The organism is Monashia sp. NPDC004114, from assembly GCF_053603855.1.
The window spans coordinates 46,854-61,274 of the sequence record NZ_JBSGGK010000007.1 but is presented as its reverse complement, the minus strand read 5'-3'; the positions used below and the strand labels follow the sequence as shown (position 1 = coordinate 61,274).

The following is a 14,421-nucleotide window of genomic DNA, read 5'->3' as shown; positions in this document are numbered from 1 at the left end:
GCCACATGGCGTTCAGCGTCACTTGGCCTTCTTCTTGCCGGCCACGGTGCGCTTCGGGCCCTTGCGGGTGCGCGCGTTGGTCTTCGTGCGCTGTCCGCGCACGGGCAGACCACGACGGTGACGAAGACCCTCGTAGGAGCCGATCTCGACCTTGCGGCGGATGTCGGCCTGAACCTCGCGGCGAAGGTCGCCCTCGAGGCGGTAGTTGCCCTCGAGGAAGTCACGAAGCGCAACGAGCTCGGTCTCACCGAGATCCTTGACGCGGGTGTCCGGGTTGACGCCGGTCGCGGCCAGCGCCTCCTTGCTACGGGTGCGACCCACACCGAAGATGTAGGTCAGTGCGACCTCGACGCGCTTCTCGCGCGGAAGGTCAACTCCAACAAGACGAGCCATGTTGGGTGTTCTCCTGTTTTCTGTTTCGCGGAGGTCTGGAGCAGCGCCGATCCGGTTCTGGTCCGCCACGCAGAAGGGCGGTCACCGGTCCCCGGCCTCCGAGCCGGGGGTGACATCCTGCGCCGACTCGACGGTCGGTCATCAGGGGCCGGGTGCTGCTGTCATTCACTTGTGTTGCGTGCTGTCGAAGTTCTGTCGACGGCGAGGTGGTGGCTGCTCAGCCCTGGCGCTGCTTGTGGCGCAGGTTCTCGCAGATCACCATGACCCGCCCGTTGCGGCGGATCACCTTGCACTTGTCGCAGATCTTCTTGACGCTGGGCTGAACCTTCATCTGCCTGCTGTCTTCAGATCGTGCGCCTGCCGGTGCGCGCCCGGAGGGCTCGCCACGACGAGGTGCTGTGTTGTCGGGGTGGTGGTGCTGTTGGGTGCCTCGCACGTGTTCCGGCTGGGCGGGCGCGCTGGTGCGCGCCCCATCAGCCGACCCAGGTGCTCAGCGGTATCGGAAGACGATCCGACCGCGGGTCAGGTCATAGGGCGAGAGCTCCACCACGACCCGGTCCTCGGGAAGGATCCGGATGTAGTGCTGGCGCATCTTCCCCGAGATGTGTGCGAGCACCTTGTGACCGTTGGATAGCTCCACCCGGAACATCGCGTTCGGGAGAGCCTCGACGATCGTGCCCTCGATCTCGATGACACCGTCCTTCTTGGCCATATCCTCCGTCAATCTGTTGGTGGCCGACCCGGAGTGGAGCGGCCTTGAGCGTGCCTAGGATGCCCATGCGTAGGCACAGGCGTTATCCGAGCGTCGAGGCACACGACACCCAACGCACAAGAATACGCCACCTTGCCCGTTTCCCTGAAATCGTGGCGGTCGGCCACAGGTCGTCGCGACGGTCGCTCCCACGGTCGCTCCCACGGTCCGTGCCATGGTCGCTCCCACGGTCGCTCCCACGGCCGGTCCCGGCACCGCAGCCGTGCCCCACGTGCGCCGCTGCCGACAGGCGGGCGCCGGCTCCTCCCGCGGGATGATCACGTATGCCGTCCGGTTGGGTAGCGTGCTCGCGTGACCGCCTGGCCCGACTCCTCGGACCCCGCCACGCCGACCGGCGGCCGGGCACCGCGAGCCCCGCAGCCTGCGGCCCCACCACGGCCCCTCGTCGACCGCGTCGGGGCGATCATCGCACTGCTCTACTTCGTCGGGTCGATCACCGTCGCGGCCGTCATGGGTTTCGGCGTCTGGTGGGTCAATGTCAGGGAGCAGCCCGCGGTCATCAGCTACCTCGGCATCGGCCTCGGAGCGGTGGCGCTGCTGTTCCTCCCCCGGTTCCCGCGCACCACCTTCCTGGCCTGCGGCGGGCTGGCGTACCTGCTCTATGCGGTCGGCATCATGCTCGGCCTCCCGACGGTGATCATGGCTCTCATCGCCCTGTTCGGCGTGACCCTCTGGACCGATCGGCGCAACGGGCTCTGGGCCCTCTCCGCGGCCCTGGGATCGCTCGGCCTCGCCACGGTCCTGCTGTTCGTGCGCTACGGGTACTACCTCCCGCCTCTTCAGACCTTCCTCACCGACCGGGTCGCCATCTTCCTGTTCAACAGCGGTGCGGTCGTCGTGCTCACGTGGGCCGTCGCCGACCAGGTCAGGGCCGCACGGGAGCGGCGCGCGCTCCAGCGGGAGTCGGAGTCGCACGCGGCCGACGCCGCCGCCCACCAGCAGGCCGAACGGGCGGCGGTGAGCAGGGCCGACGCCCTCGCCGACCGGCAGCGGATCGCGCGCGAGATGCATGACGTCGTGGCCCACGGCCTGTCGGTCATGATCGTCCAGGCCGACGGAGCCCGCTTCGCCGCCGCCACCGACCCCGACGCGGCGACCGCGGCGCTCGCGACGATCGCCGCGACGGGGCGGTCCTCGCTCGCCGAGATGCGTCGGCTCCTCGGCGTGCTCCGCGACGACGAGTCGGCGAGCCCCGATGCCCCTCAGCCGGGCCTGGCCGACATCGAGACACTCGTGGCGGGGCTCACCGCGGGCGGGCGGACGGTCCACCTGCGGGTCGACGGCGAGCTGTCGTCGGGACCTGGGAGCGAGGAGGGCTCTGCGACGGGCCTGACGGCATACCGGATCGTCCAAGAGGCCCTGACGAACGTCATGAAGCACGCCGGAGACGAAGCGACCGCGTGGGTCACCGTCTCGGTCCACCCTTCGCGCGTCGTCGTCGAGGTCGTCGACGACGGCCTCGGCGGCCCGGTGGACGCCGGCGCCCCCGGGCACGGGCTGCGCGGCATGGCCGAGCGGGTCGACATGCTGGGGGGCTCGCTCGTCACCGGGCCCGACCCGCGCGGCGGCTTCCGGGTCGTGGCGACCCTGCCCCGGCTCGCTCCCGAGGCGACCCGGCCGATCGAGGTCATCCCGTGATCCGGGTGATGATCGTCGACGACCAGGCGCTGGTCCGCGCCGGCTTCGCCATGCTCGTGCGCTCACAGGCCGACCTCACCGTCGTCGCGGAGTGCGCTGACGGGCAGCAGTGCCTCGACACCCTGAGTACCGTCCCGGCCGACGTCGTGCTCATGGACGTGCGTATGCCGCGGATGGACGGTATCGAGGCCACCCGCCTCATCGTCGAACGCGACTGTGCCACCAAGGTGCTCGTGCTCACGACGTTCGACCTCGACGAGTACGCCTTCACCGCGCTGCGCGCGGGCGCGTCGGGCTTCCTGCTCAAGGACGCACCACCCGAGGACCTCCTGGCCGCCATCAGGACCGTGCACGCCGGAGACGCCGTCATCGCGCCCTCGACCACCCGGCGGCTCGTGGAGACGTACGTCCGCAGCGCGCCAGTGGCCCGCGCCCTCGTGGACCGCACCACTGCGCTGACCGACCGCGAACGCGAGGTCTGGGTGGCGATCGCGAACGGCCTGACCAACTCCGAGATCGCCGAGGCGCTGTTCGTGTCCGAGACGACGGTCAAGACCCACGTCGGGCACATCCTGGCCAAGACCGGGGTGCGGGACCGCGTCGCTCTCGTGGTGCTGGCCTACCAGACGGGCGCCGTGGCGCTGCCCTGAGTCAGTGCGACGAGGAGGCCACTCGACGCTCGAGTGGCCCCGCAACCCCACCCCCGACCCCGCCCCCGAGTGACCACCAGGCCACTCGACACTCGAGTGGCCCCGCAACCCCACCCCCCACCCCGCCCCCCGAGTGACCACCAGGCCACTCGCCACTCGAGTGGCCCCGCAACCCCACCCCCGACCCCGCCCCCCGAGTGACCACCAGGCCACTCGACAGGTGAATTGGGACGCGGGCCTCCGCCCGGGACGCCCGACCATCCTCCCGTGGGAGGAGGCGCCGTTCGGCCCGCGGCCCGATGTGGTCGCCGGGGCGCGCTCCTAGCGTCGAGACATGATCGAACGAGGCGAGTCAGCCACCGCCGCAGTCGAGCTCGTGCAGCTCGCCCCGCTTGCGGGCGAGCTGGCCGAGGCCGTCGTCGACCACGTCGCCATCGCTGCGAACGTGCGCGGACTGCGCGCGGCCGCGGGCACCCGTCTCATGGCGGTCGTCAAGGCCGACGCGTTCGGGCACGGCTCGGTGCCGGTCGCGCGCACCTGTCTGGCGGCCGGCGCGTCCTGGCTCGGAGTGACCCGGATCGCGGAGGCGCTCGAGCTCCGGCAGGCCGGCATCCGCGCCCCCGTGCTCGCCTGGCTGTTCGACCTCGCGCAGGCCCCAGGTGCGGTCGCGGAGCGCGTGGACCTGGCCGTGAGCAGCCCGGGCGACCTTGCCGCCATCGCCCGGGTCGCCCGGATCGGGCTGCGTCCGCGGATCCATCTCAAGCTCGACACAGGCCTGCACCGCAGCGGCTGTCCCGGCGAGGACTGGGTGCGGCTCGTGACGGCCGCCGCCGCCCTCGAGTCGGCCGGCACGGTCCGCGTCGCGGGCCTGTGGTCGCACCTGTCGCACGGCGGTGACCCGGACGCCGTCGCGACGCATCGACAGCTGCTCATGTTCCGCGTCGGCATCGACCTGGCCCGCGCGGCGGGCCTTCGGCCCGAGGTTGTTCATCTTGCGAACACCGCTGCGGTGCAATCGAACCCGGGCCCGACGGCATACGACCTCGTCCGGGTCGGAGCGGGCATCTACGGCATCGGCGAGGGCCTGCGGCCCGCGCTGACGGTCCGCAGCCGGGTGGTCCAGGTCCGCCGGGTCGCGGCCGGACGCGGTGTCGGCTACGACCACGTGGGCCGCACGACACGCGACACGCACCTGGCCCTCATCCCGGTGGGGTACGCCGACGGGCTTCCCCGCGCCGCCACCGGGCGGGCACGCGTCTGGGTCGGCGGGCGCCTGGTGCCACTCATCGGCCAGATCTGCATGGACCAGGTCGTCGCCGATCTCGGCCCGGAACCGGCCTCGGTCGGCACCGAGGTCGTCGTCCTCGGTCCGGGCGACCGTGGTGAGCCGACCGCACGCGACTGGGCCGGGTGGTCCGGCACCAACGAGCACGAGATCTACACCGGGATCGGCGCCCGGGTCGTGCGCCGGCACATCGGCGCCGTCGACGAGTTCAGCTCTGGAAGGGAGCAGGCATGAGGGTCGCAGTCATCCACGGCGGGACGAGCTCCGAGCACGACGTGTCGCTGGCGAGCGGGGAAGGCATCGTCGACGGGCTGTGCCGAGCGGGGCACGACGTCGTCCGGGTCCTGATCGACCGCGCCGGCGAGTGGCACACCCCGACCGGCTCGGGCCGGCTCGCAGCCGTCGAGACCCTGTTGGGCTGCGACGTCGCGGTCCCCGCCCTGCACGGCGTCCTCGGCGAGGACGGGACGGTGCAGGGGTTCCTCGAGGTCCTCGGCGTCCCCTACGTCGGCTCCCCCGTTGCGGCGAGCGCAGTCTGCCTCGACAAGCAGCTGACGAAGCTGGTCGTCGCAGCCGCCGGACTGCCCGTCGCGCCGGGTCTGCTCGTGCCGGCGGACCGCGCGCTCGCCGCGACTCGCTCGGCGAACGAGCTCGCACGGCTCGTGGCGGAGCTGGCAGATATGGGCTTGAGCGGGCCGCTCTTCGTCAAGCCCGTGCACGGTGGGTCGAGCGTGGGAGTCACGCGGGTCGACGGCGTCTCGTCGGGCAGCGGCCTGTCGTCGGCGCTCGCAGCGGCGCTCGGAGCCGCCCTCGCGACGCGGACGGACCACGTGCTCATCGAGGCCGAAGTGGCCGGGATCGAGATCGATGTGCCGGTGCTGGAGCTGCCCGACGGGCAGGTGCGGTGCGGCCCATCGCTCCTGGTCGAGAGCGACCCCGACGAGCCGTTCTTCACCGAGACGGCGAAGTACGCGAGCGCGGCGACCCGGTTCACGGTGCCCGCCCCGACCACGACAGAGGTGACCGAGCAGCTGGAGCGCCTCGCGAGCACCGCGTACCGGGTCCTCGGCTGTCGCGGCCTGGCTCGCATGGACTTCCTCGTCGGTCTCGACGGGCCGGTGCTCAACGAGGTCAACACCTTCCCCGGCTTCACGCCGATGTCGCAGTTCCCGCGGATGTGGGCGGCAGCAGGCTGGACGTACCCCGAGCTGGTCGACGTTCTCGTCCGCACGGCGGCGCGGCGAGCTGTCGCCATCACGCCGAGTTGGGCCGACCGGTGACGGCGCCCGCGATGGCAGGCTTCGGGCCCGTCCTGCTGTCCGATCCAGTCGTCGCGAGCATCCGGGTCGTCGAGGACGGGTCGCCGCTCGTCGACCTCGCGACTATCGGCCTCCGGGTCCGCGCGCCGGCCCCCGCGCCACCGCCGGGCTTGGGACTCGCACCGTATGCCGCTGCCCAGGCCCCGGGGCCGTCGCCGGGGACGACGTCGGCGGCGGCGCTCGAGGTGCCGACGGCCGGGTGGCACCGCCTGGTGCGTCGCACGGTTGCCGAACGGCTGGGCGAGGCCGATGCCCTTCTGCCGGAGGGTGTCCACCTGCTCGTCGTCGAAGGCGTGCGGCCTCTCGGCACCCAGCGGGCGATCCATTCGGCCTACCGGGCTCGTCTGGCGGCCGACCACCCCGGGCTCGAGGAACTCGACCTCGACCGGCTGGTGAGCCGCTTCGTCGCGTCACCGAACTCGGCGCCCCACGTGAGCGGCGCTGCCGTCGACCTGACCCTCGTCGCCGACAACGGCGAACCACTCGATCTCGGCACCCCGATCGACGCCACACCGGAGGCGAGCGGCGGCGCATGCTACTTCGATGCGCCGCAGATCGGAGCCGAGGCGCGCAGGCTGCGAACGGTGCTCGCCTCGGCCCTAGGGCGCGCAGGCTTGGTCAACTACCCGACCGAGTGGTGGCACTGGTCCTTCGGCGACAGATACTGGGCTCATATGACGGGCAAGCCCTTCGCGATCCACGGCCCCGTCGCCGGCTGGGAGCCGTGAACGCCCTGGACAGCGCCCCCGTCGAGTGAGCGCTTGGTCACTCCCGTCACACCAGACCCGCAAACAACACTCGCAAACAACAGTGACCCTGTGACGGGGCGCCCACTCGACCGGAGGAGGCACACACCGACAACACCCCGTCGAGTGGGCGCATGGTCACTCCCGTCACACCAGACCCGCAAACCACAGTGACCCCCGTGACAGGGCGCCCACTCGACCAGAGGCCGTCACCACCCGCTGGGCCACTCGCGGTGACGGGGCGCCCACTCGACGCTGGGCCCGCCACGACTCCCCCAGTGGCTGGTCGCTCGACCGGGGGCCGAGGGCGGACGGGTGTCGCTCAGCCCTCGATCTCGGCGAGGCGCAGCGTGACGATCCGCTCGACGACCTCGTCCGGGACCGGCTGCTCTGCGCTGAACCGGATCGTGCCCTTCGACAGCGAGAAGCCCTCGAGGTCCGGGGCCACGGCCTCGACGACGGCCGGGCTGAACGGAAACACCGACAGGTGCTTGGCCGCGGCGACCACGCCGATGAGCGGCTTGTTGCGGTAGCGCAGGGCCGGCATGCCGTAGCTGAGGCCCTCCTCCGCGTCTGGAACGATGCCGCGTGCCACGTCGACGACGCGCTGCAGCGCTGGTCGCTGGTCGTCGGGCACTTCGGCGAGATAGTCAGAGAGCGTCCCCATGGGTCGATCGTGCCATCTGGCACCGACAGCGGAGGCCGTTGTCGGCGCACGCACTTCTCGCCACCGGCTACCACTCCGGCGGGAGCGGTCGTCTGGATGTGCCGTCCCGTCAAGGCCGCGCCGGCGTGTGAGAACCGGCCGGACGGCATACTGGCGCATGTGAGCGACGACGCGACCCGACTCGAGCCCGACCTGCTGGCCGAGGCCGAGAGCATCGAGGACTACTACGCCCGGATCGTCGCGGCCACCGACCGAGACGGGCGGCTGCCCGTCGCGGTCGAGGAGATGCCGGGCTGGGACATCTACCCGTACGAGACGGACACCCTGCGCCTCAAGCCGCTGCAGCCGCTGGCCGACGAGGAGCCAGCGCGCCGAGGCGAGTCGGCGGCCGACTGCTGGTGCGCCTCCGGCTTCGGCGACGATGACGGCACCACAGTGTGGACCAACCCGCGCTGGCGGCTCGGTCTGAGTCGCGAGACCGGCCTGCCGCTGATGCTCGTGCTCTCGCCGCTGGAGCACCACGACCTGCCCTCGCTCCCGCTCGACCTCGCCGCTGAGATGGGCCAGCTGATCGTCGCGGTGTCGGACGCCGCGGAGCACGTGCCGAGCGTCGGCCGCGTGCAGCTGGCGAAGTACGGCGACGGTGGCGCGCACCTGCACCTGCTCTTCCTCGGCCGCCCGGCCCGCATCCCGCAGTTCCGCGGGTCTCCGCTCATCGACTGGGAGGAGAACCTCCCGCGCGTCCCGCTCGAGGTGCTCCAGGCCAACGCGCGAGCCGTCGCCGAGCGCCTCGTGGTGCACGTCGGCGGACGCGCCGGCTCGCTCGGCCGCTGACCGGATCGAGTCGTCCCAGGTCGTCTTGGTCAGGCCTCGGCGGCAACGTCGACGGCGCGCGCCTTGGCGGCCTGCACCTGCACAGCAGGACGCTGGAAGAACAGCACCGCGACCACACCGATGAGCAGGACCGCGGCCGGCAGCAGCATCGCCTGTGACATCGCGTCGGAGAAACCATCGGCGATGGCAGGCGGCATCGCGCGGCCACCGGCCGCCTGCATCGAGCCGATGTTGCCGGTGGCGATCGGCAGGTTGGCGGCGAGCCGGGCCTCGATGACGGCAGCGATGGCGGCACTGCCGAGCACCGCCCCGAACTGACGGGTCGTGTTGTAGACGCCCGACCCGGCCCCGGCCGACGTGAGCGGCAGGTTGCGGGTGGCCGTCGCACCGAGCGGGCCCCACATGAAGGCGTTGCCGACGCCCATGAGCGCCATCGGCAGCAGCAGCTCCCAGGTCTCGGTCGCGGGGTGCATGACGAAGGCGACCCAGAACAGCGACAGCGACGTCAGCCCGATGCCCACCGTGGTGATGCCACGCGGGTGCACCCGGTCGGCCATCTTGCCCGCCACGGGAGCCAGGCCACCGGAGATGACGGCCATCGGGGCGAGCAGCAGCGCCGAGGCGGTCGGCGACATCCCGCGAACCGCCTGGGCGTAGAGCATGAACGGGAATGCCATCGCGGTGATCGCGAACCCAATCGTCGTGATGGCGACGTTGGCGAGCGAGAAGTTGCGGTCGCGGAAGAGACCGAGCGGAAGCAGCGGCTCACGGGTGTTGCGCGACTGCCACCACACGAAGATGCCGAGCACGACGATCCCCGCTGCGATGAGCAGCGGGACGCTGATGAACCCGGTGATCGTCCCCCAGTCATAGCTCTCGCCCTCCTGCACGCCGAAGACGAGCAGGAACATGCCGATCGCCGACAGCGCGACGCCGAGCCAGTCGAAGGTGTGGCTGTGGGTCTCGAGGTGCGGGACGAGACGCGCGGCGAGCACGAACGCGATGATGCCGACCGGCACGTTGATGAAGAAGATCCACTCCCACCCGGGCCCGTCGACCAGCAGTCCGCCGACGATCGGGCCGACGAGGATCGCGACGCCGGCAGTCGCGCCCCACAGGGCCATCGCCTGACCCCGCGAGGCCGCCGGGAACGTGCGGGTGATGACCGCCATGGTCTGCGGCGTCAGCATCGACGCACCGAGCCCCTGGACGACCCGGGCGATGATGAGCCCGGTGATCGTGCCCGTGAGGCCGCACCACAGGGAGGCCAGCGTGAAGATGGTCAGACCCGAGAGGTAGAGGTTCTTCGGGCCGTACCGGTCCCCGAGGCGGCCGGTGATCAGCAGCGGCGTCGCGTAGGCCAGCAGGTACGCGCTCGTCACCCAGATGACGCTGTTGACGTCGGTGTCGAGGCCGCGCAGGATCGCCGGGGTCGCCACCGACACGATGGTCGAGTCGACGAGGATCATGAAGAAGCCGATGACCATCGCCCACAACGCCGGCCATGGGCTGTGCCCGTCGGGCACCCCACCAGGCGCGTATGCCGCCTGGCCCGTCCGCGTCACGTCCGTCGTCCGCTCGTCTGCAGCCATCGTCGTCGTCCCCTTCCGCCGTCTGCTACGGCATCCCTCGATTCTGCACCTGGCCACCGACAGTCGTGAAACGGTCAGCCGGATCCCCAGCGGGTTGCCAGCCAGAGCGGGTCGTAGCCGGTGAGCGGGACCATCCGCCACACGAGGTCGGCATCGGCCCCGCGCAGCCGCGCCTCCACCCGGAAACGGTGGGGAGTCTCGATGACGATGACCTCCGCGCGGTAGGTGTCCTCGTCGACCCAGCCGCCGCTCGCGACGACCGGGAGCGTGCCACCGGCACCGACGAGGTCGGACTCGCGCCACTGACCCACCGCAACCGGGATGTACAGCCACTCCCCGTCGCGGTTGAGGCCGAGCACGTGGTCCGCGCCGTCCCGCGCGACGGACACGGCGGCATACCCGGCGGCCAGGTCGGAGGCGGCCGACCGGGTGAACTCGGCGTACTCGGGCCCGAGGGCGTCGCCGGCGAGCGGCGGGATCTCGAGCGAGGCGAGCCGGGCGGCGAGCGCGGCGTCCGCCTCCGCGGGGCCGCTCGCGCCGATCGCGGGCACCACGAGCTCCCAGAGCGCGTCGAGCGTGGACTGCATCCGGGCGATCTCGGACGTGATCGCGACGACGGTGTCGTGATCGGGCAGGACGATGAGGAACTGGCCGTACGCCCCGTCGCCGCGATACCCGTGCCGCTGCATCCAGAACGAGTAGCCGTAGCCCCTGCGCCAGTCCTCGTCGGCGACGGGGTCGGTGTTGAGCGGCCCGAAACCGACCGTCGCCTCGTCGACCCACCACTCGGGCAGCAGCTGGTGTCCCTCCCACCACCCGCGGTCGAGGTAGAGCTGAGCGACGGACGCGATGGCCTCGGTCGTGACGTGCGCCCCGGAGAAGCCCAGCTCGCGCCCCAGCGGGTCGCGATGCCAGGGGATGTCCGGGAGCCCGAGCGGAGTGAGCAGGCGCGGCCGGAGCACCTCGGCCACCCCGACGCCGGCGAGCTGCCGGACGATCACGGACAGGAGATAGGTCGCCACCTGGTTGTAGGCGAAGAACGTCCCCGGCTCATGGGTCGGCACGGTCCCGAAGACTCGGGGCACCCAGTCGACCGCGGCCGCCCAGTCGGCCGACGCAGCCTCGGACCTCCCCGAGATGTCGGACTCGTCTGCCTCCTGACCGAATGCATCGGCACCGGCGCCGGCCTCGCCCGACGGGCTGCTGCTCATGCGGTCGAACACCTCGCCCCAGGCCTCGCCCGGATGTCCCACCGTCATCGACAGGCAGTGCCTGATCCGCACATCCCGCCACCCCGGCGGGACCGCCGCGCGGTCGATCTGCGGGAAGTGGTCGAGCACGAGGTCATCGAGCGAGAGCCGCCCCTCCTGCGCCAGGAACCCCACGGCCGTTGCGGTCAGCGTCTTCGACAGCGAGTACCCGAGATGGACCCGGTCCGCGGCATACGGGCTCCACCAGCCCTCGGCGACGACGTGACCGCCACGGACGACCATGAGGCTGTGCAGCCCGAGGTCGTCGCGCTCGGCGACGTCGAGGAACGCAAGGAGGCCGCGGGCGTCGACACCCTGCGCGGAGGGGTGGCTGCGAGGAAGGGTCACGAGCGCACGTTACGCGGTGGCCCGGGCGCGTGGGCCCCTTCGCTCGCCCGTTGTCTGAGCGGTTCACGAAAGCGCCGGGAACGCGGCCGGGACAGTGCCTACGACAGCGGTGCGTATGCCGCGCCGCGGGCTTCCAGCGCCGCCTGACCGCCGTCGATCGCGGTGAGGATCCACAGCCCACCATCACGGACGGCCACCGAGTGCTCCCAGTGCGCCGCCCGCGATCCGTCGGTCGTCACGACCGTCCAGTCGTCGTCGAGGACCGTGGTCTGAGTCGTCCCCAGGGTCACCATCGGCTCGATGGCACCGGTGAACCCGTCGACGAGCTTCGGCCCGTTCTCCCGCACGGCGTAGTTGGGGATCTGCGGGTCCATGTGCATCTGCTGCCCGATGCCGTGGCCGACGTACTCGTCGACCACGCCGTAGGTGTGGCCGTCGCGCGTGGCCGCGCCGCCGATCGCTGCCTCGACGGCGTCGCCCACGGCATACAGGCGGCCACCAACCTGCATGGCGGCGATGCCGGCATACAGGCTCTGCTCGGTCGCCGCGATGAGGTCCAGGTCCTCGGGCCGGGCGGCCTCCGGGCCGCCGACGACCGCCGTGAACGCGGCGTCGCCGTTCCAGCCCTTCACCTCGGCCCCGCAGTCGATGGACACGACGTCGCCTGGCTCGAGGACACGCCCACCGGGTATGCCGTGGACGACCTCCTCGTTGACGCTCGTGCACAGCGTGTGGTGGTACCCGGGGACCAGCTGGAAGTTCGGGATGCCGCCGTGGCTGCGGATGAAGTCCTCGGCGAGCCCGTCGAGCTCCAGGGTCGTCACGCCCGGGCGCACGTGCGCGGCCAGCAGCTCGAGGGTACGACCGACGAGCAGCCCCGCCTCACGCATGAGGAGGAGCTGCTCGTCGGTGCGGCCCTGGAGCCGACGGCGTCCGAACATCGAGGCGCTCAGTGGTGCGGCAGCGCCGCGATGACGCGGTCGGTGACCTCGTCGACCGCGCCCATTCCGTCGACCTTGACCAGCAGGCCGACCAGCCCGTAGTGCTCCGCCAGCGGAGCCGTCTCCTTGCGGTAGATCGCCTGGCGCTCGCGGATGACGTCCTCGGTGTCGTCCGCGCGGCCCTCGGTCTCGGCGCGCATGAGCAGCCGTTCGACGACGGCGTCCTCGTCGACCTCGAGCTCGATCACGGCGTCGAGCGCGTGGTCGTGACGGGCCAGCATGGCATCGAGCGCGTCGACCTGGCCGGACGTGCGCGGGTAGCCGTCGAGCAGGAAGCCGTTCGTGGCGTCGTCCCACGAGAGGCGGTCCTCGACGATCTCGTTGGTCACCTCGTCGGGGACGTAGCCGCCCGAGGCGAGGATGTCCTGGACGCGGCGCCCGAGCTCGGTCTGCTCCTTGATGTTGGCGCGGAAGATGTCGCCGGTGGAGATGGCGGGGATGCCGAGCCGCTCGGCGATCCGTGCCGCCTGGGTGCCCTTACCCGCGCCGGGCGGGCCGAGGATGATCAAGCGCATGTCGGGGCCCCCGCGGGAGGCGGAGCGAAGCGGAGGATCTCGTGGGGTGACATCAACGGAGGAACCCTTCGTAGTGGCGCTGCTGCAGCTGCGCCTCGATCTGCTTGACCGTCTCGAGGCCCACACCGACGACGATGAGGATCGAGGTTCCGCCGAAGGGGAAGTTCTGGTTCGCACCGACGAGCACGAGAGCCACGAGCGGGATCAAGGAGATGGCTGCGAGATAGATGGCACCCGGCACGGTGATTCGGGTCAGGACGTAGTTGAGGTACTCGGCCGTGGGTCGCCCGGCCCGGATACCCGGGATGAAGCCGCCGTACTTCTTCATGTTGTCGGCGACCTCGGTCGGGTTGAACGTGATCGACACGTAGAAGAACGTGAAGAAGAGGATGAGCATGACGTAGATCGCCATGTAGACCGGGTGGTCGCCGCGGACCAGGTTGTCCTGGATCCACTGCACCCAGCCCGGGTTGCCCGAGGCGTTCGTGTTGAACTGCGCGATGAGACCCGGCAGCGCCAGCAGCGACGAGGCGAAGATGACCGGGATGACACCGGCCATGTTGACCTTGAGCGGGATGTACGTCGAGGTGCCGCCGTACATCCGCCGGCCAACCATGCGCTTGGCGTACTGCACCGGGATGCGGCGCTGCGACTGCTCGACGAACACGACCGCCGCGATGACGAAGATGCCGAGGGTGACGATGAGCAGGAAGGTGCCCCAGCCCTTGTTCTCCTTGATCGCCCACAGCGAGGCCGGGAAGCCGGCGGCGATGGAGGTGAAGATGAGCAGCGACATGCCGTTGCCGACGCCTCGGTCGGTGATGAGCTCACCGAACCACATGATGAGGCCGGTGCCGGCCGTCATGGTCAGCACCATGATGACGATGGTGACCATCGAGTCGTCGGTCATGATCGTCGGGCAGCTGCCGCCGAAGAGGCTGGACGGGTTGCGCGCGAAGGTGACCAGCGTCGCCGACTGGAGCACCGCGAGGCCGATGGTCAGGTAGCGCGTGTATTGGGTCAGCTTGGTCTGACCCGACTGCCCCTCCTGCTTGAGTGCCTCGAAGCGCGGGATGACGACGGTGAGCAGCTGGATGATGATGCTCGCCGTGATGTAGGGCATGATCCCGAGCGCGAACACCGACAGCTGCAGCAGCGCGCCACCGCTGAACAGGTTGGCCAGGTTGAGGAACCCGCTCTGGTCGCTGCCTCCTTGGGCCTTGCCGGCCTGAAGGCACTGCTGGACCAGGCTGTAGCTGATGCCCGGCGTGGGCACGTGCGAGCCGAGTCGGAACAGCACGATGATGCCGAGCGTGAAGAGCAGCTTCTTGCGCAGGTCCGGGGTTCGGAACGCGCGTACGAAGGCGGCGAGCACTGGGTCCTCCTGGGGGTCGCGCTCGTAGCGCGACAT

Annotated in this window: 16 protein-coding genes; 7 read left to right on the top strand and 9 right to left on the bottom strand. The window is 70.8% G+C overall.

All coding sequences use genetic code 11. The features are described from left to right. Positions 1-18: 18 nt before the first annotated feature. From rpsM to infA, 3 genes are all read right to left on the bottom strand, one after another. The gene (gene rpsM / locus ACWEOW_RS10920; protein ID WP_452269213.1) at positions 19-393 is read right to left on the bottom strand and encodes a 30S ribosomal protein S13; all 375 of its coding nucleotides are present in this window, start codon (positions 391-393) and stop codon (positions 19-21) included. A 217-nt stretch (positions 394-610) separates the two neighbouring features. Further along, positions 611-724, bottom strand: a complete 114-nt coding sequence (gene rpmJ, locus ACWEOW_RS10915; protein ID WP_006592630.1) for a 50S ribosomal protein L36 — start codon at positions 722-724, stop codon at positions 611-613. 159 nt (positions 725-883) lie between these two features. Further along, positions 884-1,105 (bottom strand): translation initiation factor IF-1, encoded by a 222-nt coding sequence (gene infA, locus ACWEOW_RS10910; protein ID WP_013493543.1) that lies wholly within the window; start codon positions 1,103-1,105, stop codon positions 884-886. Positions 1,106-1,319: 214 nt separating this feature from the next. Between infA and ACWEOW_RS10905 the strand changes: the two genes are divergently transcribed. From ACWEOW_RS10905 to ACWEOW_RS10880, 6 genes are all read left to right on the top strand, one after another. Continuing rightward, entirely contained in the window at positions 1,320-1,460 is a 141-nt protein-coding gene (locus tag ACWEOW_RS10905; RefSeq protein WP_452269212.1) for a hypothetical protein, read from the top strand. Then, positions 1,457-2,803, top strand: coding sequence for a histidine kinase (locus ACWEOW_RS10900; protein ID WP_452269211.1), 1,347 nt, complete (start codon positions 1,457-1,459; stop codon positions 2,801-2,803). The genes ACWEOW_RS10905 and ACWEOW_RS10900 overlap by 4 nt, the downstream gene beginning before the upstream one ends. Positions 2,804-2,811: 8 nt before the next feature. Further along, complete coding sequence (locus ACWEOW_RS10895) at positions 2,812-3,453, top strand: response regulator (protein WP_452269393.1); 642 nt, start codon at positions 2,812-2,814, stop codon at positions 3,451-3,453. Between the two features lie 334 nt (positions 3,454-3,787). Next, positions 3,788-4,972 carry an alanine racemase gene (gene alr, locus ACWEOW_RS10890; RefSeq protein WP_452269210.1) on the top strand — a complete coding sequence of 395 codons (1,185 nt, stop codon included), beginning with the start codon at positions 3,788-3,790 and terminating at the stop codon, positions 4,970-4,972. After that, the gene (locus ACWEOW_RS10885; protein WP_452269209.1) at positions 4,969-6,018 is read left to right on the top strand and encodes a D-alanine--D-alanine ligase family protein; all 1,050 of its coding nucleotides are present in this window, start codon (positions 4,969-4,971) and stop codon (positions 6,016-6,018) included. The genes alr and ACWEOW_RS10885 overlap by 4 nt, the downstream gene beginning before the upstream one ends. 11 nt (positions 6,019-6,029) lie before the next feature. Continuing rightward, positions 6,030-6,785: a M15 family metallopeptidase gene (locus ACWEOW_RS10880; protein WP_452269208.1), complete on the top strand. Its 756-nt coding sequence runs from the start codon at positions 6,030-6,032 to the stop codon at positions 6,783-6,785. A 340-nt stretch (positions 6,786-7,125) separates the two neighbouring features. On the opposite strand, the gene ACWEOW_RS10875 is transcribed toward ACWEOW_RS10880, so the two are convergent. Next, positions 7,126-7,470, bottom strand: coding sequence for an iron chaperone (locus tag ACWEOW_RS10875; RefSeq protein ID WP_452269207.1), 345 nt, complete (start codon positions 7,468-7,470; stop codon positions 7,126-7,128). Between the two features lie 159 nt (positions 7,471-7,629). Between ACWEOW_RS10875 and ACWEOW_RS10870 the strand changes: the two genes are divergently transcribed. Next, positions 7,630-8,304, top strand: coding sequence for a hypothetical protein (locus ACWEOW_RS10870; protein WP_452269206.1), 675 nt, complete (start codon positions 7,630-7,632; stop codon positions 8,302-8,304). Between the two features lie 29 nt (positions 8,305-8,333). On the opposite strand, the gene ACWEOW_RS10865 is transcribed toward ACWEOW_RS10870, so the two are convergent. The 5 genes from ACWEOW_RS10865 to secY all read right to left on the bottom strand — a co-directional run bounded on the left by ACWEOW_RS10865 (position 8,334) and on the right by secY (position 14,385). Further along, a complete protein-coding gene (locus ACWEOW_RS10865; RefSeq protein ID WP_452269205.1) occupies positions 8,334-9,896 on the bottom strand; it encodes a DHA2 family efflux MFS transporter permease subunit in 1,563 nt (520 codons plus the stop codon). Between the two features lie 74 nt (positions 9,897-9,970). Beyond that, on the bottom strand, positions 9,971-11,494 hold the full coding sequence (locus tag ACWEOW_RS10860; RefSeq protein ID WP_452269204.1) for a serine hydrolase domain-containing protein: 1,524 nt from the start codon (positions 11,492-11,494) through the stop codon (positions 9,971-9,973). A 98-nt stretch (positions 11,495-11,592) separates the two neighbouring features. Continuing rightward, a complete protein-coding gene (gene map / locus ACWEOW_RS10855; protein ID WP_452269203.1) occupies positions 11,593-12,435 on the bottom strand; it encodes a type I methionyl aminopeptidase in 843 nt (280 codons plus the stop codon). 8 nt (positions 12,436-12,443) lie between these two features. Beyond that, positions 12,444-13,010 (bottom strand): adenylate kinase, encoded by a 567-nt coding sequence (locus ACWEOW_RS10850; RefSeq protein WP_452269202.1) that lies wholly within the window; start codon positions 13,008-13,010, stop codon positions 12,444-12,446. Between the two features lie 52 nt (positions 13,011-13,062). Continuing rightward, entirely contained in the window at positions 13,063-14,385 is a 1,323-nt protein-coding gene (gene secY, locus ACWEOW_RS10845) for a preprotein translocase subunit SecY (protein ID WP_452269392.1), read from the bottom strand. Positions 14,386-14,421: the final 36 nt, after the last annotated feature.

What these genes read in the sequence shown, in the direction of transcription:
- ACWEOW_RS10905 (WP_452269212.1), top strand. Translation starts at nt 1,320, where the DNA reads ATGGTCGCTCCCACGGTCGCTCCCACGGCCGGTCCCGGCACCGCAGCC.
- map (WP_452269203.1), bottom strand. Translation starts at nt 12,435, where the DNA reads ATGTTCGGACGCCGTCGGCTCCAGGGCCGCACCGACGAGCAGCTCCTC.
- ACWEOW_RS10875 (WP_452269207.1), bottom strand. Translation starts at nt 7,470, where the DNA reads ATGGGGACGCTCTCTGACTATCTCGCCGAAGTGCCCGACGACCAGCGA.
- alr (WP_452269210.1), top strand. Translation starts at nt 3,788, where the DNA reads ATGATCGAACGAGGCGAGTCAGCCACCGCCGCAGTCGAGCTCGTGCAG.
- ACWEOW_RS10865 (WP_452269205.1), bottom strand. Translation starts at nt 9,896, where the DNA reads ATGGCTGCAGACGAGCGGACGACGGACGTGACGCGGACGGGCCAGGCG.
- ACWEOW_RS10850 (WP_452269202.1), bottom strand. Translation starts at nt 13,010, where the DNA reads ATGCGCTTGATCATCCTCGGCCCGCCCGGCGCGGGTAAGGGCACCCAG.
- rpsM (WP_452269213.1), bottom strand. Translation starts at nt 393, where the DNA reads ATGGCTCGTCTTGTTGGAGTTGACCTTCCGCGCGAGAAGCGCGTCGAG.
- rpmJ (WP_006592630.1), bottom strand. Translation starts at nt 724, where the DNA reads ATGAAGGTTCAGCCCAGCGTCAAGAAGATCTGCGACAAGTGCAAGGTG.
- ACWEOW_RS10895 (WP_452269393.1), top strand. Translation starts at nt 2,812, where the DNA reads ATGATCGTCGACGACCAGGCGCTGGTCCGCGCCGGCTTCGCCATGCTC.
- ACWEOW_RS10885 (WP_452269209.1), top strand. Translation starts at nt 4,969, where the DNA reads ATGAGGGTCGCAGTCATCCACGGCGGGACGAGCTCCGAGCACGACGTG.
- infA (WP_013493543.1), bottom strand. Translation starts at nt 1,105, where the DNA reads ATGGCCAAGAAGGACGGTGTCATCGAGATCGAGGGCACGATCGTCGAG.
- ACWEOW_RS10880 (WP_452269208.1), top strand. Translation starts at nt 6,030, where the DNA reads ATGGCAGGCTTCGGGCCCGTCCTGCTGTCCGATCCAGTCGTCGCGAGC.